This is a genomic window from Nocardia gamkensis NBRC 108242, assembly GCF_001612985.1.
Lineage (GTDB): Bacteria > Actinomycetota > Actinomycetes > Mycobacteriales > Mycobacteriaceae > Nocardia > Nocardia gamkensis.
On sequence record NZ_BDBM01000035.1, the window covers coordinates 77,823 to 94,301 of the forward strand.

Annotated in this window: 14 protein-coding genes; 9 read left to right on the plus strand and 5 right to left on the minus strand. The window is 70.0% G+C overall.

The features are described from left to right. Window positions 1–309: 309 nt before the first annotated feature. The 7 genes from tkt to NG1_RS25580 all read left to right on the plus strand — a co-directional run bounded on the left by tkt (window position 310) and on the right by NG1_RS25580 (window position 9,861). Window positions 310–2,451: a transketolase gene (gene tkt / locus NG1_RS25550; protein WP_062974871.1), complete on the plus strand. Its 2,142-nt coding sequence runs from the start codon at window positions 310–312 to the stop codon at window positions 2,449–2,451. A gap of 6 nt (window positions 2,452–2,457) precedes the next feature. Then, the gene (tal, locus tag NG1_RS25555; RefSeq protein ID WP_062974873.1) at window positions 2,458–3,594 is read left to right on the plus strand and encodes a transaldolase; all 1,137 of its coding nucleotides are present in this window, start codon (window positions 2,458–2,460) and stop codon (window positions 3,592–3,594) included. A gap of 3 nt (window positions 3,595–3,597) precedes the next feature. After that, a complete protein-coding gene (gene zwf, locus NG1_RS25560) occupies window positions 3,598–5,172 on the plus strand; it encodes a glucose-6-phosphate dehydrogenase (protein WP_062974874.1) in 1,575 nt (524 codons plus the stop codon). Then, entirely contained in the window at window positions 5,169–6,077 is a 909-nt protein-coding gene (gene opcA / locus NG1_RS25565; RefSeq protein WP_174554921.1) for a glucose-6-phosphate dehydrogenase assembly protein OpcA, read from the plus strand. The genes zwf and opcA overlap by 4 nt, the downstream gene beginning before the upstream one ends. After that, complete coding sequence (pgl, locus tag NG1_RS25570; protein ID WP_062974878.1) at window positions 6,070–6,825, plus strand: 6-phosphogluconolactonase; 756 nt, start codon at window positions 6,070–6,072, stop codon at window positions 6,823–6,825. Before opcA ends, pgl begins: the two co-directional genes overlap by 8 nt. 205 nt (window positions 6,826–7,030) lie before the next feature. Continuing rightward, a complete protein-coding gene (locus NG1_RS25575) occupies window positions 7,031–9,334 on the plus strand; it encodes a thiamine pyrophosphate-dependent enzyme (protein WP_084499186.1) in 2,304 nt (767 codons plus the stop codon). A 47-nt stretch (window positions 9,335–9,381) separates the two neighbouring features. Next, window positions 9,382–9,861, plus strand: a complete 480-nt coding sequence (locus NG1_RS25580) for an SRPBCC family protein (RefSeq protein ID WP_062974903.1) — start codon at window positions 9,382–9,384, stop codon at window positions 9,859–9,861. Between the two features lie 27 nt (window positions 9,862–9,888). On the opposite strand, the gene NG1_RS25585 is transcribed toward NG1_RS25580, so the two are convergent. Together NG1_RS25585 and NG1_RS25590 are read right to left on the minus strand one after the other, a co-directional pair. Then, window positions 9,889–10,491 carry a DUF7691 family protein gene (locus NG1_RS25585; protein ID WP_040867476.1) on the minus strand — a complete coding sequence of 201 codons (603 nt, stop codon included), beginning with the start codon at window positions 10,489–10,491 and terminating at the stop codon, window positions 9,889–9,891. A gap of 61 nt (window positions 10,492–10,552) precedes the next feature. After that, window positions 10,553–11,500: an alpha/beta fold hydrolase gene (locus NG1_RS25590; RefSeq protein ID WP_062974905.1), complete on the minus strand. Its 948-nt coding sequence runs from the start codon at window positions 11,498–11,500 to the stop codon at window positions 10,553–10,555. Window positions 11,501–11,596: 96 nt separating this feature from the next. Between NG1_RS25590 and NG1_RS25595 the strand changes: the two genes are divergently transcribed. Next, the gene (locus tag NG1_RS25595) at window positions 11,597–12,445 is read left to right on the plus strand and encodes an SDR family NAD(P)-dependent oxidoreductase (RefSeq protein ID WP_062974880.1); all 849 of its coding nucleotides are present in this window, start codon (window positions 11,597–11,599) and stop codon (window positions 12,443–12,445) included. A gap of 6 nt (window positions 12,446–12,451) precedes the next feature. Here NG1_RS25595 and NG1_RS25600 read toward each other — a convergent pair whose 3' ends face one another. Beyond that, window positions 12,452–13,285, minus strand: a complete 834-nt coding sequence (locus tag NG1_RS25600) for a LysR family transcriptional regulator (RefSeq protein WP_062974882.1) — start codon at window positions 13,283–13,285, stop codon at window positions 12,452–12,454. A gap of 69 nt (window positions 13,286–13,354) precedes the next feature. On the opposite strand from NG1_RS25600, the gene NG1_RS25605 reads away from it, so the two are divergent. Further along, the gene (locus NG1_RS25605; protein ID WP_062974884.1) at window positions 13,355–14,491 is read left to right on the plus strand and encodes a YbfB/YjiJ family MFS transporter; all 1,137 of its coding nucleotides are present in this window, start codon (window positions 13,355–13,357) and stop codon (window positions 14,489–14,491) included. Here the strand turns inward: NG1_RS25605 and secG are convergent. Continuing rightward, on the minus strand, window positions 14,478–14,711 hold the full coding sequence (secG, locus tag NG1_RS25610) for a preprotein translocase subunit SecG (RefSeq protein WP_039798855.1): 234 nt from the start codon (window positions 14,709–14,711) through the stop codon (window positions 14,478–14,480). The two genes, NG1_RS25605 and secG, sit on opposite strands and share 14 nt — an antisense overlap. Window positions 14,712–14,781: 70 nt before the next feature. Further along, a complete protein-coding gene (locus NG1_RS25615; RefSeq protein WP_062974886.1) occupies window positions 14,782–16,380 on the minus strand; it encodes an MFS transporter in 1,599 nt (532 codons plus the stop codon). Between the last annotated feature and the right edge of the window lie 99 nt (window positions 16,381–16,479).

A 16,479-nucleotide genomic window follows, 5' to 3' on the forward strand; every position in this document is an offset into this window, starting at 1 on the left:
CTACCGCCGGTCCCGCACCGCGCGGTGGGTCTTCGCCAGGGGCGGCGACCCGCCGGTAGGACTCTTGTCCGAGGCTCCGACCGCACGGTCCTCGCGTCAGGTCCGCGTCGTTCGTGGTGCGGCCCGTATACCGAGCGAACACACAGCGCGACACAGGCCGCGAAACCAAGACAGGGTTAATGGTGTGCCGGTCACCGGGCACATCTAGGGTAGTTGGGTATACCCGGTGAGCACGCCGTAGCTGCCGCGCGATCATCGCCGTCAGAACCCACCCGCCGTCGACGAACCAATGTCAGGAGAACCTCGGTCGTGTCGATCACAGACGACATCCGCGCCCTCACTCAGCCGAACCACCCGGACGACTGGACGGATCTGGACACCAAGGCTGTCGACACCATCCGGGTCCTGGCCGCCGAGGCGGTGCAGAACGCCGGAAACGGCCATCCCGGTACCGCGATGAGCCTGGCGCCGCTGGCGTACACGCTCTACCAGCGCACCATGCGCATCGACCCGAGCGACCCGAGCTGGGTCGGCCGGGACCGGTTCGTGCTGTCCTGCGGTCATTCCAGCCTCACCCAGTACATCCAGCTCTACCTGGCGGGTTACGGCCTGGAACTGGACGACCTGAAGAACTTGCGCAAGTGGGGCTCGCTCACCCCGGGCCACCCCGAGTTCCGGCACACCGACGGCGTCGAGATCACCACCGGCCCGCTCGGCCAGGGCTTGGCCTCGGCGGTCGGCATGGCGATGGCGGCGCGGCGCGAGCGCGGCCTGTTCGACCCGGACGCCGCGCCCGGCGCGAGCCCGTTCGATCACTTCGTCTACGTCATCGCCTCCGACGGTGACCTGGAGGAAGGCGTCACCTCCGAGGCGTCGTCGCTGGCGGGCACCCAGCAGCTGGGCAACCTGGTCGTGGTCTACGACGACAACAAGATCTCCATCGAGGACGACACCACCATCGCCTTCACCGAGGACGTCGCGAAGCGTTACGAGGCCTACGGCTGGCACGTGCAGGTGGTCGAGGGCGGCGAGGACGTCGTCGCGATCGAGGCCGCGCTGGAGGCCGCCAAGGCCGAGACCGGCAAGCCCTCGATCATCGTGCTGCGCACCATCATCGGCTACCCCGCCCCCAGCAAGATGAACACCGGTACCGCGCACGGCGCGGCGCTGGGCGCCGACGAGGTGGCCGCCACCAAGAAGATCCTCGGCTTCGACCCGGACAAGAGCTTCGACGTGGATCCCGCGGTCATCGAGCACACCCGCAAGGTCGTCGAACGCGGGCGCGCGGCGCATGCGGAGTGGCAGAAGTCCTTCGACGCGTGGGCCGCGGCCAACCCGGAGAACAAGGCGCTGTTCGACCGCCTGATCGAGCGGCGGCTGCCGGACAACTGGATCTCGAATCTGCCCAGCTACGAACCGGATCCGAAGGGCATGGCCACCCGCAAGGCGTCCGGCAAGGTGCTCGCCGCGCTGGCGCCGGTGCTGCCCGAGCTGTGGGGCGGCTCGGCCGACCTGGCCGAGTCCAACAACACCACCATGCCCGACCAGCCCAGCTTCGGGCCGGAGTCGATCTCCACCGGCATGTGGAAGGCCGACCCGTACGGCCGGACCCTGCACTTCGGCGTCCGCGAGCACGCGATGGGCGCGATCCTCAACGGCATCGCGCTGCACGGCCCGACCCGTCCGTACGGCGGCACCTTCCTGGTTTTCAGCGACTACATGCGTCCGGCCGTCCGCCTGGCGGCGGTGATGCGGGTGCCCGCGATCTATGTCTGGACCCACGACTCCATCGGCCTCGGCGAGGACGGCCCGACGCACCAGCCGATCGAGCATCTCGCAGCGCTGCGCGCCATCCCGGGCCTGAACGTGGTCCGTCCGGGCGACGCCAACGAGACCACCTACGCCTGGCGCACCATCCTCGAACGCGACAGCAGCGAGCACCGGTCGCACTTCTCGGTGTCCGAGCCGCCGCACCAGGACGGCCCGTCCGGGCTGGCGCTGACCCGCCAGGATCTGCCGATCCTGGAGGGCACCAGTTTCGAGGGTGTGTCGAAGGGCGGTTACGTGCTGGCCGAGGCGTCCACGGGCACACCGCAGGTGATCCTGATCGCCACCGGCTCGGAGCTGCAGCTCGCGGTCGCCGCCCGCACTACGCTGGAGGAGCAGGGCATCGCCACCCGCGTGGTGTCGATGCCGTGCGTGGAGTGGTTCGACGCGCAGGACAAGGCTTACCGGGACGAGGTGCTCCCCCCCGCGGTCGCCGCTCGCGTCGTCGTCGAAGCCGGTATCGCGATGCCGTGGCACCGGTTCGCCGGTGACGCGGGCGAGATCGTGTCGATCGAGCACTTCGGCGCCTCCGCCGACTACAAGACCCTGTTCCGCGAATTCGGCTTCACTCCGGAAGCCGTCGTTGCCGCCGCGCAGCGCACGCTCGAGAACGTGAAGGGATAAGCGCTCATGGCTCAGAACGAGAATCTCGCCGCTTTGTCGGCGGCGGGAGTGTCCGTATGGCTCGATGATCTGTCCAGGGACCGCATCCGGTCCGGCAACCTGGCCGAGCTGATCGAGACCCGCTCGGTCGTCGGGGTCACCACCAACCCGACGATCTTCCAGGGTGCGCTCAGCCAGGGCCACGCCTACGACGGCCAGCTGAAAGAGCTTGCCGCGCAAGGCGCGGACGCCGACGCCGCGATCCGCACCATCACCACCGATGACGTCCGCGCGGCCTGCGACGTGTTCGCTCCGGTCTTCGAGGCCACCGGTGGCGTGGACGGCCGGGTCTCCATCGAGGTCGACCCGCGCCTGGCGTTCGACGCCGACCGGACCGTCGCGCAGGCGGTCGAACTGTGGAAGATCGTCGATCGGCCCAACCTGTTCATCAAGATCCCCGCCACCGAGGAGGGCCTGCCCGCCATCACCGCGGTGATCGCGGAGGGCATCAGCGTGAACGTCACGCTGATCTTCTCGGTCCAGCGCTACCGCGCGGTGATGGGCGCCTACCTCGAGGGTGTGAAGAAGGCCAAGGTCGCCGGCCACGATCCGGCCAAGATCCATTCCGTCGCCTCGTTCTTCGTCTCCCGCGTGGATACCGAGATCGACAAGCGGCTGGAGGCGCTCGGCACCGAGGAGGCGCTCGCGCTGCGCGGCAAGGCGGGAATCGCCAACGCCGTCCTGGCCTACGCCGAGTACCAGGACGTCTTCGACGGTGGCAAGCACACCTCCACGTTCCTGACCCTGGCCGCCGCGGGCGCGAATCGGCAGCGTCCCCTGTGGGCCTCGACCGGCGTGAAGAACCCGGACTACCCCGACACGATGTACGTCACCGAGCTGGTGGCCCCGAACACGGTGAACACGCTGCCGGAGAAGACGCTGCAGGCGGTCGCCGATCACGGCGCGATCAGCGGCGACACCGTGTCGGGCAAGGCGGAGGAGGCCAAGGAGGTCTTCGATCGGCTCGCAGCGGTCGGCGTCGATCTCGACGACGTGTTCGCGGTGCTCGAGCGCGAGGGCGTGGACAAGTTCGAGAAATCCTGGGAGGAGCTGCTTTCCGCCACCGCCGACGAGCTGAAGTCGGCGTCGACCGGGAACGGCTGATCGATGGCCGGGGCAGCGCCCACGGATCGGCCCGAGGCCGCCGAATGGCAGAACCCGCTGCGTGACAAACGGGACAAACGGCTGCCGCGCATCGCCGGACCGTGCAGCATGGTCATCTTCGGTGTCACGGGTGACCTGTCTCGGAAGAAGCTGATGCCGGCCATCTACGACCTGGCGAACCGGGGGCTGTTGCCTCCGGCCTTCGGCTTGGTCGGCTTCGCGCGCCGCGACTACGCCGACGAGGATTTCGCCCAGGTGGTTCTGGAGGCGGTGAAGGCGCACGCGCGCACACCCTTCCGCCAGGAGGTCTGGGATCAGCTCTCGGAGGGCATCCGGTTCGTCCAGGGCAGCTTCGACGACAACGCGGCGTTCGACCGGCTCGCCGACACCTTGACCACGCTGGACAAGGAGCGCGGCACCGGCGGCAATCACGCGTTCTACCTGTCCATTCCGCCGAACATGTTCCCGGTCGTGCTCGATCAGCTCTGCGCGCACGGCCTGGCGCAGACGACCGGGCCGGACGCGGCGCGCAAACCCTGGCGACGGGTGGTGATCGAGAAGCCGTTCGGGCACGACCTGCACAGCGCGCAGGAGCTCAACGCACTGGTCAACGGGGTTTTCCCCGAGGAGCGGGTGTTCCGCATCGACCATTACCTGGGCAAGGAGACGGTGCAGAACATCCTGGCACTGCGCTTCGCCAACCAGCTCTACGAGCCGATCTGGAACGCCAACTTCGTCGACCACGTGCAGATCACGATGGCCGAGGACATCGGCCTCGGCGGTCGCGCGGGCTACTACGACGGCATCGGCGCCGCGCGGGACGTGATCCAGAACCACCTGCTGCAATTGCTGGCGCTCACCGCCATGGAGGAGCCGATCAGCTTCGAGCCCAAGCAGTTGCAAGCCGAGAAGATCAAGGTGCTCTCCGCGACCAAGCTCGTCGAACCACTGGACGAGACCACCGCGCGCGGCCAGTACACCGAGGGGTGGCAGGGCAGCGAGCACGTGGTCGGCCTGGCGGAGGAGGAGGGCTTCGATCCGAATTCGAAGACCGAGACCTACGCCGCGATCAGGCTGCAGATCGACACCCGCCGCTGGGCGGGTGTCCCGTTCTTCCTGCGCACCGGAAAACGGCTCGGCCGCAGGGTCACCGAGATCGCGGTGATCTTCAAGCGGGCGCCGCACCTGCCGTTCGACCAGACCATGACCGAGGAACTCGGGCAGAACGCGCTGGTCATCCGGGTACAGCCGGACGAGGGCATCACCACCCGGTTCGGCTCGAAGGTGCCCGGCTCCAGCATGGAGGTGCGCGACGTCAACATGGACTTCACCTACGGCGAGGCGTTCACCGAATCCTCTCCCGAGGCCTACGAACGCCTGATCCTCGACGTGCTGCTCGGGGTGCCGTCACTGTTCCCGGTGAACGCGGAGGTCGAATTGTCCTGGCGGATCCTGGATCCGGTGCTCGAGCACTGGGCCGCCGAAGGCAGGCCGGAGCCGTACGAGGCGGGCACCTGGGGTCCGCCCTCGGCCGACGAGATGATCGCCCGCACGGGGCGGGAATGGCGGCGCCCGTGATCGTCGACATGCCCGAGACCAAGACCGGCGAGGTCACCAAGCGCATCGTGCAATTGCGCGAGAGCAACGGCGTGATCACCGTGGGCCGCGTGCTCACCCTGGTGGTGTGCACGCTCGACAGCTCCGAGGCTGAGGACGCGATCGACGCGGCGAACGAGGCCAGCCGTGAGCACCCCTGTCGTGTCGTGGTGCTGGCGCGCGGTGACCGGGAGGCCGCTACCCGGCTGGACGCGCAGATCCGGGTGGGCGGCGACGCCGGGGCGGCCGAGGTCATCGTGCTGCGGCTGCAAGGCGAACTGGTCAACCACGAGAGCAGCGTCGTCACACCGTTCCTGCTGCCGGACACGCCGGTGGTCGCCTGGTGGCCACGCGGAGCGCCGGAGTTCCCGTCCAAGGACTCGGTGGGGCGCCTGGCCGGCCGCCGCATCACCGACGCCACGTTCGCACCCGATCCGCAGGCGGCGATCAAGAAGCGGCTGCAGTCCTACGCCAGCGGCGATACCGACCTGGCCTGGAGCCGGATCACCTACTGGCGTGCCCTGCTGGCCGCGGCGATGGACGAGCCGCCGTTCGAAACGGTGGATTCGGTGACGGTGTCCGGGCTGCGCGACGAGCCCGCCCTGGACATCCTGGCCGGCTGGCTGGCCGCCCGGCTGGACTGCCCCGTGCGCCGCCGCACCGGCCCGCTGCAGGTGGAATTGCACCGCCCCACCGTCTCCATCGCGATCGAACGCCCGCAGACCGGCCGCACCGCGACGCTGACCCGCACCGGTGAGCCGGTGCAACGAATCGCCCTGGCGCGCAGGGAGACGCGCGACTGCCTCGCCGAAGACCTACGCAGGCTGGACGCCGACGAGACCTATGCGGAAGCGCTGGCCGGAATCGAGAAGGTGATCTATGAGTGAGCACACCGATTCGCCGTTCCCGAGCGACACCGTCGAGGTGCACCTCGACACCGAGTCGCTGCTGGCCGCCGCTGCGGCCCGCTTCGTCTCGGTCATCGTCGCGGCACAGGCCGAGCGGGGTTCCGCGTCGGCCGTCCTGACCGGCGGCGGAACCGGCATCGCCCTGCTGGAGCGGGTGCGCGAGTCCCCCGGCGGCATCGACTGGTCCCGGGTCGAGGTGTTCTGGGGTGACGAGCGTTTCGTGCCGGCGAACGACACGGAGCGCAACGACCTGCAAGCCAGGCAGGCGCTGCTCGACCACGTGCCGGTCGACCCGGCGCGGGTGCATCCGGTGGCCGTCTCCGACGGCGAGTACCCCGACCCGGTGGAGGCGGCGGCCGAATACTCCGCGACGGTGCACGCCTATCTCGCCGAACACGGCGCGTTCGATCTGCACCTGCTCGGCATGGGCGGCGAGGGCCACATCAATTCGCTGTTCCCGCACACCGACGCGGTGCGGGAACAGCACGAGCTCGTCGTCGCCGTGACGAATTCGCCGAAGCCGCCGCCGGTGCGGGTGACGCTCACCCTGCCCGCGATCCGCCGCAGCCGCCACGTCGTGCTGGTGGTCGACGGCGCCGCCAAGGCCGAGGCGGTCGCCGCGGCCATCGGCGGCGCGGAGCCGGTGGAGGTCCCCGCGGCCGGCGCGATCGGTCTGGACTCCACCACCTGGCTGCTCGATCAACGGGCCGCGTCCGCACTGCGCTGAGCAGGCCACGGCGTCGCCGCGTCCGCGCGGGCTGCCGCGCCCGGGAGCCGGAGCGCCGTAGCTTGATCCGGCCCTCGCGGGGCAGCGGTGTCACTGCCGCCGAGCTCGGAAGATCTCGTAAATTTGTCCGCCACTTTGCCCGGCAGCAGAAAGAACACCGCCGGATAATGCAGCCGAACAGCGAAGTTTACGAGATGATCGGTCGGTGACCGAGCAGGCAGTGGATCTGGACGAGCGGTGGCGCACCGCCGTCGCCGCACTTCGCCCGCGACCGGGCCGTCCGGCGGATCAGCCGGTCGCACCCGGCGTCACGGTCACGGGCGCGGCGTGCCTGGAATTGTTCGACGCGCAAGCGGCGAGCAGGCATCTCGATCTCGCGGCACGCCGCCTCGGCAGCGTCCGGCGCGGTTTCTACAGCATCGGATCGTCCGGTCACGAGGGCAACGCCGCCCTGGCCGCCGCTGCGCGGATCACCGACCCCGCCCTGCTGCACTACCGCTCGGGAGCGTTCTTCGTGCACCGGGCCCGGCGCGTGCCCGGGCTCGATCCGATCCGGGACGTGCTGCTCGGCGTGGTCGCCGCGGCGGCGGACCCGATTTCCGGTGGGCGGCACAAGGTATTCGGCAGCGCTTCCGCCCACGTCATCCCCCAGACCTCGACCATCGCCTCACATCTGCCCCGCGCGGTAGGTCTGGCGTTCGCGATCGATCGCGCGGCACGGCTCGGCATCGCCGGTCCCTGGCCCGCCGACGCGGTGGTGCTGTGCAGTTTCGGCGACGCGTCGGCCAACCACTCCACCGCGGCCGGAGCGATCAATGCCGCGATTCACACAGCCGGGCAAGGGATTCCGATGCCGGTCCTGTTCGTCTGTGAGGACAACGGCATCGGGATCAGCGTCCCCACTCCCCCGGATTGGATCGAGCAGGCGTACGGCCACCGCCCGGGCCTGGCCTACTTCCACGCGGACGGCTGCGCCGCACTCGACGCGCTGACCACCGCCGACGCTGCCGTCCGGTGGGTGCGGGCGGGCCGCGCGCCCGCGTTCTTGCATCTGCGGACGGTGCGGCTGCTCGGTCACGCGGGCTCGGACGTCGAAACCGCCTACCGCCGTCCCGCCGGCATCGCCGCCGATCTCGCTCGCGATCCGGTCTTGGCTACCGCACGGCTGCTTATCGAATCCGGAGTAGCCACCCCCGCCGACCTGCTCGACCGATACGCCGACCTGGGCCGCCGCGTCGCCGCGACCGCCGAACTCGTCTCCACGGAACCGAAACTCGCCTCGGCGGCGGCCGTGACCGCCCCGATCGGCCCCTCCCGTCCGGCACTCGTGCGCGCCGACGTACTCCGGCGCGACAGCGGCGGAAACGCGGTCAACGGCCACGCGATCGCCGAGACCGATATGCCGCATCATCGCAACGGCGCCGCGCAGGGTGCTCCGGTGACCCTGGCGCAGGCGATCAACGACACGCTCGCGAGCCTGCTGGCGCGCGACCGCGACGTGCTCGTCTTCGGGGAGGACGTCGGCCGTAAGGGTGGCGTATACGGCGTGACCAAGGGTTTGCAGCGGAGGTTCGGCGCCCGCCGCGTGTTCGACACCCTGCTGGACGAGCAGAGCGTCCTCGGGACCGCGCTGGGCTCGGCGCTGGCCGGATTCGTGCCGATCCCGGAGATCCAGTACCTGGCCTACCTGCACAACGCCGCCGATCAGATCCGCGGCGAAGCGGCCACGCTGTCCTTCTTCTCCGACGGCCGCTACCGGAATCCGATGGTGGTGCGGATCGCCGGATACGCCTACCAGAAGGGCTTCGGCGGCCATTTCCACAACGACAACTCGGTGGCCGCGCTGCGCGACATCCCCGGCGTCGTGCTCGCCTCCCCGTCCCGCGCCGACGACGCCGCAGCGATGCTGCGCACGTGCGTGTCGGCCGCACGGGTGGACGGCAGAGTGTGCCTGTACCTCGAGCCCATCGCGCTGTATCACACCCGCGACCTGCACCATCCGGGCGATGACGGTTGGCTGGCCCGCCCGTCTCCTGACGAACACGTCGAGATCGGCCGTGCGCGGGTCTACGGCGACGGGGCCGACCTGACCCTGGTCGGCTTCGCCAACAGCGTGCCGATGAGCCTGCGCGCGGCACAGCGCTTGGCCCGGCTCGGGATCCGCGCGCGCGTGCTCGATCTGCGCTGGCTCGCTCCCCTGCCGGTGGACGATCTGCTGCGGCACGCGCGCGCGACCGGGCGGGTTCTCGTCGCGGACGAGACCCGGCGCAGCGGCGGTGTCTCGGAGGCGGTGTGCGCCGCGCTGATCGACGCCGGTTTCACCGGCAGGCTCGCGCGCGTGACCAGCGAGGACAGTTTCGTGCCGCTGGGTCCGGCCGCTGCGACGGTGCTACTCGACGAGGACCGCGTCGAAGCCGCCGCCCTCCGGCTGCTACCCGACGCGACCGGTGTGGAACCGCGGCGCGCCGGGGCCCGGCATTCCGCGGAATTCGATTCGACCGGGGAATAGTGGAAATACAGTCAGGTGACGGTGACCAGCAGCGGAAAGGACTCGCGATGACCACGATGTCCATGCTCGGCGAGGTGCGGCCGGAGCACGAGCACACGACCGACGGCGATCTGGTGCTCCTGCACTACCTGCGGTCGTTCCACAAGCCCGTACTGGACGTGTGGTCGGCGGCCACCGAGCGCGGCCAGCTCGCCCGCTGGCTCGGCGCCGTCTCCGGCGGCAACGGCAACCTCACCATCGAGTTGTTCGACGGTCCGGTCCCCGGCCCGGTCGCGGTCCGCGTCGACCACTGCCAGGCGCCGCACGAATTGGTCGTGCACATCGACGGCTGCCTGCTCGAAGTCCGGATGACCCAGGTCGGCGTGGTCACCACCGTGGAACTGACCCGCCGCCACGTGTGCCCCGCCGACGCGGGCGCGATCGGCCCGCGCTGGCAGTACCTGCTCGACCGTCTCACCGCCTACCTCGATTTCCAACCGTTGCCCCGGTGGTCGGACTACCCGAAGCTGGCGGAGGAATACCGCTAGACCACCGACCCTCCCGCTGGGCAGGGTTCAGTAGAAGAACCCGGCGATGCCCCAGCCGGGACGCGCCTGCGCCTCCCGGATCCACTCGACGCAGGACTCGATCGCCGCGAGGACCTCGTGGTCGACCTCCTCACGCTGCGGCGGCGTGGTCGACTCCCACTGCACGAGCGCTTCGGCGCACTGCTCGGGCGTCCATTCGCCGTAGCCGGGCAATTCGTCCGGCTGCGGCAGTGAAGGCGGCAGCGAGTGGTACATGAACGCGCGGACGCTCACCGCTTTGATGCCGAGTGTGGCCAGGCCGTCGTCGATGTGGTCGAGCCAGCGACCCCGGAACGCCGAGAAGTAGCGGTTGTCCACGAAGCGACCGTAGAACTGGCAGATCGTCTGGTAGGCGTAGCCGTACTGGAAACCGTAGGCCGGGTCGAAGGGACCGCCGTCCACGACGGCGCGCACCGCCTCGTAACGGGTGGGCGCGCCGGCCGCGATCTCGTCGGCGAACCAGTCGTCGTCGTGGGTCAGCTGGGCTTTGAACCGGCCGCCGATCATCCGCCGGAGCTTGTCGTCCCGGGACCCGATGGCGCCCTTGACCCTGTCCAGTTCGACGACGTAGATGCTCAGGCTATAACTCATTCACCGAACATTAGCGGTGCCCACCGACAACGAACATCGCTGAGCCCGAAGGCGTTTCACCTCAGGCCGGAAGCCGGTCCGGATGCGCGGCCAAGTGGGCGAGATGAGCGGTGAGCAACGCGTTCACCTGCTCGGTCCTCTCCAGCTGTACGAGGTGGCCCGCGTCCCTGATCTCGGTGACCGCCCGCAGGTCGGCGACGTGCGCACGCAGCGTGGCCAGCGGGTCGCGGCCACTGAAGCCCTCCATGTCGGGATCGCGGTCGCCGTACAGGAAATAGGCGGGCACGGCGACTTTCACGTCCGCGTATTCGGCGGTGAGTTCCCAGTTGCGGTCCAGGCTGCGATACCAGTTCAATCCGCCGGTGAACCCGGTGCGTTCGAAATCTCGGGCGAGCACGTCCAGCTCGTCCGCGCCGAGCCAGCTCCAGGGCAGCGCGGGCGCCTCCGGCAGCACATCGAGATAGCCGGTGCCCTCGGCCGGGAAGCGCCAGGTATCCAGGTAGTGATAGTCGGCGCTGAGCGCGTAGTAGACACGGGCCAGGAACTCCCGGGGACGCGCGCCGAGTTCCGCATCCGCCACGCCCGGAGTCTGGAAGTAGTGCAGGTGCAGGAAGTGCCGGGCCGCGGCCTTCGCCCACAGCTGCGACGGAGCTCGCGGCGGACGTGGCGCGAACGGATTGTTCAAGACGATCACGCCGCGCACCCGCTCCGGCGCGCGCAATGCCAGTTCCCACACCAGTGCCGCGCCGAAGTCCAAACCGACGAACACCGCCTGCTGCGCGCCGATGTCGTCGAGCAGAGCGAGCAGATCGCCGCAGACCGCGCGATTGGTGTACGCCTCGGGGTCGGCCGGGACGTCGGTGCGACCGTAGCCGCGCAGGTCCGGCGCGAGAGCTCGATACCCGGCGGCGGCGACGGCGGGAAGCTGGCGGTGCCAGATGTACCAGGTGTGCGGAAAGCCGTGGCAGAATACCACCGGCTGCCCGGTTCCCTGCTCGGCGACGTGCATACGGACCCCGCCGGTCGCCACGAACCGATGCGTCAGCTTCACTCGGGCCTCCAAAACCTAGAACACGTTATCGTTTCACGGTAATGTTCCGGTTTCGTGAGCGGAATACCCGAGAGGCTCGAAGGCAAGATCGCGGTGGTCACCGGCGCCAGCCGCGGCATCGGCAAAGGGATCGCGCTGGAACTCGGTGCGGCGGGTGCCACGGTGTTCGTCACCGGACGCTCGGCGGCGCAGGGACGACTACCCGGCACCGTACACGCCACGGCCGCGGAAATCGATGCCGCGGGCGGGGTCGGCATCCCGTTCGTGTGCGACCACCGCGACGACGACGCGGTGGAGCGGCTGTTCGAGCTGATCCGCACCGAGCACGGCAGGCTGGACGTGCTGGTGAACAACGTCTACAACTCCCCCGCCGCGGCCCGATGGCTGGGCAAGCCGTTCTGGGAGGTGCCGCCCGCGGCGTGGGACGAGTCGTTCGACGTGGGCGTCCGGTCGCATTACGTGGCAAGCTATTTCGCCGCGCCGCTGTTGATCGAATCGGGTGGGCTGATCGCCAACATCTCCTCGCCGGGGGCGCGCAGGTACATGCACAACGCGGTGTACGGCGTCGCGAAATCCGCCCTGGACCGGCTCACCGCCGACATGGCGCACAACCTCGCGGGCACCGAGGTCACCGTGGTCTCGCTCTGGCCGGGCATCGTCGACACCGAACTGCTGCAACTGGTTCCGGCAGGCGCCGACGGCCGCAGGCTGGTCACGCTGCCCGGTGAGGGCACCTTCGACCTCGGCGACGCGCAGACGCCGCGCTTCACCGGCCGCGCCGTCGTCGCGCTCGCCACCGACACGGGGCGTCGCTCCCGCACCGGGTTGCCCTGGCCGGTAGCCGACCTCGCCGAGTACTACGGGTTCACCGACATCGACGGGCGCATCCCGCGCGTCGACTGACTCCGTTCACAGCGCGCCGAGGAAGCGCTGCACCGAGCGCGGCGGGACCGGCCTGGCCCGCCACGCCACGTACACGTACGAGGGCGGGGCGTCGGGGAGGTCCAGATAGACGACGCCGGGATGCGGCGCCCTGGTGCGCGCGAGATCGGGTACGACACCGATACCGCGATCGGCCGCGACCAATTCGATCCATTCGTCGAAGTTCGTGCATGTGATGACGGCGCGGTCCGGGTCGACCGGCTGCCAGGACGCCGCATCGGTGGTGCCGGACACGGTGTTGACCACCAGCGGCAGATCGGCCAGCTCGGACCAGGACAGGTGGGGCGCGCTCGCCAGCGGCGAATGGTTGGCCACCGCGAGCACCCGCCGTTCCGTCGCGATGATCCGCGACGCCAGGTGGCGCGGCAGCCGAGTCTCCTTGCGGTAGATGGCGATGTCGACAGTGCGCTCGCCGAGCGCGGCGAGCGGATCGTCCACGCGCCGCAGGGTGATCCGGCCACCGTGTTCTTCGTAACGGCGGCGGGTCGCGGCGAACCACGCGTCGGGCAGCAGCCACGAGAAGCCGATCTCCAGCGTGGCGCGCGAGCGCAGTTCCGCGGCGACGCCGTCGACATCGGCCAGGATGCGGCGGGCGTGGGCCAGCAGTTCGGCGCCCTCCGCGGTGAGCGCGAATCGACGTGACGTGCGCTCCACCAACCGGCAGTCGACCAACCGCTCCAGCTGCTGGATCGTCCTGGTCAACGCGGGTTGGCTCAGGTGCAGCCGGGTCGCGGCGCGGGTGTAGTTCGCCTCCTCGCACAACGCCAGGTACGCCCGCAGGTGCCGCAGCTCGATATCCATGCGTCGAGCGTATACATCGTGCGTGAAAAGCATTTCCCGCCCGCTGCCCCGGCCTCGTACGGTCGAGCGGTGACCACTGTTGTCCTCGCCGCGCCCCCTCGCCGTGGCCTCGCACCCGCGGTGGCCGCGGCATCCGGCCTGGCCGCCGCGATGGGCGTCGGGCGCTTCGTCTACACCCCCTTGCTGCCGCTCATGGTCGACGCGCAGCGCATCACCGCGCACGACGGCGCCCTGATCGCGACCGCGAACTACGCCGGTTATCTGCTCGGCGCGCTGCTGTTGACCTGGCGGCCCGAGCTCGGCCACCGCACGATCTTCCTGGCGTCGGCAGGACTGTTGATCGCGAGCGAAGCACTCATGGCGGCACCGGGGCCGATCCTGCTACTCGCCCTCCTGCGCCTGGTCGCAGGCGTCGCCAGTGCGGTGATCTTCGTTGCCTGCGCGAGTTTCGCCAGCCGACCCGGCAGCGGCAGGCAGTCGGCGGGAATCGTCTTCGGGGGCATCGGATTCGGCATCGCGTGGACCGGCCTGCTGGTGCTGGCGTTGCGGCCGGTGGTGTCGTGGCAGACTCTATGGCTGATCTCCGCGGCGCTCACCGCGGCTCTTCTGATTCCCGTCCGGCGCATCGACATCCGTCCGGGGCCGCGCGTGCCACGCGGAGCGGCACGGGTCCTGTGCGCTTGGCGTGCGCTGTTCGTGGCCTACTTCCTCGAAGGCCTCGGGTACATCGTGATCGGCACCTTCCTGGTGGCGGCGGTGAGCGCGGAACGCGGGCCGGTGACCGGTTCGGCGATGTGGATCGTCGTCGGCGCGGCGGCGGCGGTCTCGACCGTGCTCTGGGCCGGGGCCGCGCGGCGCCGGCCTCCGGCGCTCCTGTTACCCATCGCGTTGGGGGCGCAGTGTGTCTCGGCGGTGCTCCCGGCCGTATCCGGTGCGATCTGGGCCGCGGTGACGGCCGCGGCGCTGTTCGGGGGGACGTTCGTCGGAATCGTCATGCTCGCGATGCGAGTCGGCGCCGAGTTGACCGACGGGGCCGCGGCGGCGCCGCTGACCGCGGGATACGGGGCGGGACAGATCCTCGGGCCGGTGGCGGTGGCCCCGGTGCTCGGGACGTCCTATCCCGCCGCGTTCGTCATCGCCGCGGTCGTGCTCGGCGCGGCGACGCTCACGGCGGGCGTGGTGGCCGCCGGGATCAGGCGAACTTGATCTCGAGGCCGATGCCGAGAATGGCGATCAACCAGATGACGCCGGTGAAGATGGTGACGCGGTCGAGGTTCTTCTCCACGACGGTGGATCCGGACAGGCTGGACTGCACGCCGCCGCCGAACAAGCTGGACAGACCTCCACCCTTGGCGCGGTGCAGCAGCACCAGCAGCACCAGCAGCACGCTGGTGATGATCAGGAGGATATCCAGGAACATCCGCATGCCGGACAGTGTATGCGGTCGGGGCGACCGCACCGAATCAGGCACTCGGCAGCGGCGCGCAGGGCACGCCCTAGCGCCGGTCGACCGCCACGAGGTGGGTGACCTGCTCCCCCTCGCGTGCGCCGAACTTCGCGACGGCCTCTTCCCGCAGCTGATCCTGCGCGGTGAGCCGGACCTGGTGCTGGTGCATGTGCTCGGCCCAGGACCGCACGACGAACGCCTCGACATAACGGTCGATCACCCCGACGTCGCGATACAGGCGCCATTCCATCGCGCCGGTGCGCTGCCGGGACCGGCCGACGAAGGCCATGGCGGCGAGGAATTCCTCGACGTCTTCCGGCGGCACGTCGTAGCTGCGCAGGATCAGCACCGGACCGTCGTCGGGATCGGGTTCCACCGCCAGTTGCGGCTCCGGCCAGAACGCCGAGGGCGTCAGGTCGAGCACCTCGGGATCGTTCCGGATGGGCAGCCACACCGTGCTCACCGCGCAGATCGCGAGCAGCGCCGTGGCCCACAGCAGCGCGGGCACCGAGCCGATCGCACCGGCGACCAGGCCCCAGACCAGCGAGCCGATCGCCTGGCCGCCCATGAAGACCAGCAGATACACCGACAACCCGCGCGCACGCACCCAGGCGGGCAGCAGCAGCTGCATGGTCGAGTTCATCGTGGACATCGCCAGCAGCCACGCCAGTCCCGCGAAGACCAGCAGCACCAATACCACCGGCACCACGCGCAGCAGCGCGGTGCCCGCCGTCGCCGACCCGAACAGGACTGCGGCGATGGTGAGCCGCTGCGTCGGGGTGAGCCATGCCCGCAACCGGGACAGCATCGCCGCGCCGAGCACCGCGCCGACGCCGAGCGCCCCGAGCATCAGGCCGTACCCGGACGACGACAGCGCGAGCCGGTCGCGCGCGATCACCGGCAGCAGCGCCCAGACCGCGCTCGCGGGGGCGATGAACAGGATCGACCGCAGCAGCACCCGGCGGATCGCGGGCGCCGCGCGGATGAACCGGGTGCCCGCCTGCAGTGCCGCCAGCGGGCGCTCGGTGGGCAGGCGCCGGTCGATCGCCGGCCTGCGCCAGACCGTGAGGACGGCGACGATCCCGACGAACGACACGGCGTTCAGCGCGAACACGAGCGTCGGCCCGGACAACGAGACCAGCGCGCCGGCCAGCGCGGGACCGACCGCCCTGCCGATGTTGATGTTCATGCTGCCCAGCGCGGAGGCCGCCGGGATCTGCTCGCGCGAGACCAGTTCGGGCTGGATCGCCTGCCAGGCCGGCGCGGTCAGCGCCTGCCCGCAACCGAGCAGGAACAACAAGGTGAGCAGCACGCCGGGGGTGGTGTGACCCGTCGCCGTCGACACGGCGAGCAGCGCGGCCAGCGCCGCCATCGCGGACTGGGCGCCGAGCAGCAGCCTGCGCCGGTCCACGAGGTCGGCGATCACCCCGGACGGGATGGCCAGCAGCATCACCGGCAGCGTGATGGCGGTCTGCACGAACGACACCAGCGCCGCCGCGTTCGGCTGGTCGACCATGATCCACTGCGCGCCGACGGTCTGCATCCAGGTCCCGAGATTCGACACCAGCTGCGCCACCCACAGCGCGCGGTACACCGGTGAACGCAGCGGCGCCCAAGTGGAAATCGGGGTCGTCGCGGCTGTCGTCACTCGCCGAAGCTTAGTCGCGGCGGCGCCCCCGCCCCGACGCCGCGTCCGGCCACCGGACCGCCGGACGCGCCGCGGTCGCGGCCAGCAGCAACGCCGCGA

Excerpts from the sequence above, each read along its gene's own strand:
- tal (WP_062974873.1), top strand. The coding sequence starts at position 2,458 with ATGGCTCAGAACGAGAATCTCGCCGCTTTGTCGGCGGCGGGAGTGTCC.
- zwf (WP_062974874.1), top strand. The coding sequence starts at position 3,598 with ATGGCCGGGGCAGCGCCCACGGATCGGCCCGAGGCCGCCGAATGGCAG.
- pgl (WP_062974878.1), top strand. The coding sequence starts at position 6,070 with ATGAGTGAGCACACCGATTCGCCGTTCCCGAGCGACACCGTCGAGGTG.
- NG1_RS25580 (WP_062974903.1), top strand. The coding sequence starts at position 9,382 with ATGACCACGATGTCCATGCTCGGCGAGGTGCGGCCGGAGCACGAGCAC.
- NG1_RS25585 (WP_040867476.1), bottom strand. The coding sequence starts at position 10,491 with ATGAGTTATAGCCTGAGCATCTACGTCGTCGAACTGGACAGGGTCAAG.
- NG1_RS25590 (WP_062974905.1), bottom strand. The coding sequence starts at position 11,500 with ATGCACGTCGCCGAGCAGGGAACCGGGCAGCCGGTGGTATTCTGCCAC.
- NG1_RS25600 (WP_062974882.1), bottom strand. The coding sequence starts at position 13,285 with ATGGATATCGAGCTGCGGCACCTGCGGGCGTACCTGGCGTTGTGCGAG.
- secG (WP_039798855.1), bottom strand. The coding sequence starts at position 14,711 with ATGCGGATGTTCCTGGATATCCTCCTGATCATCACCAGCGTGCTGCTG.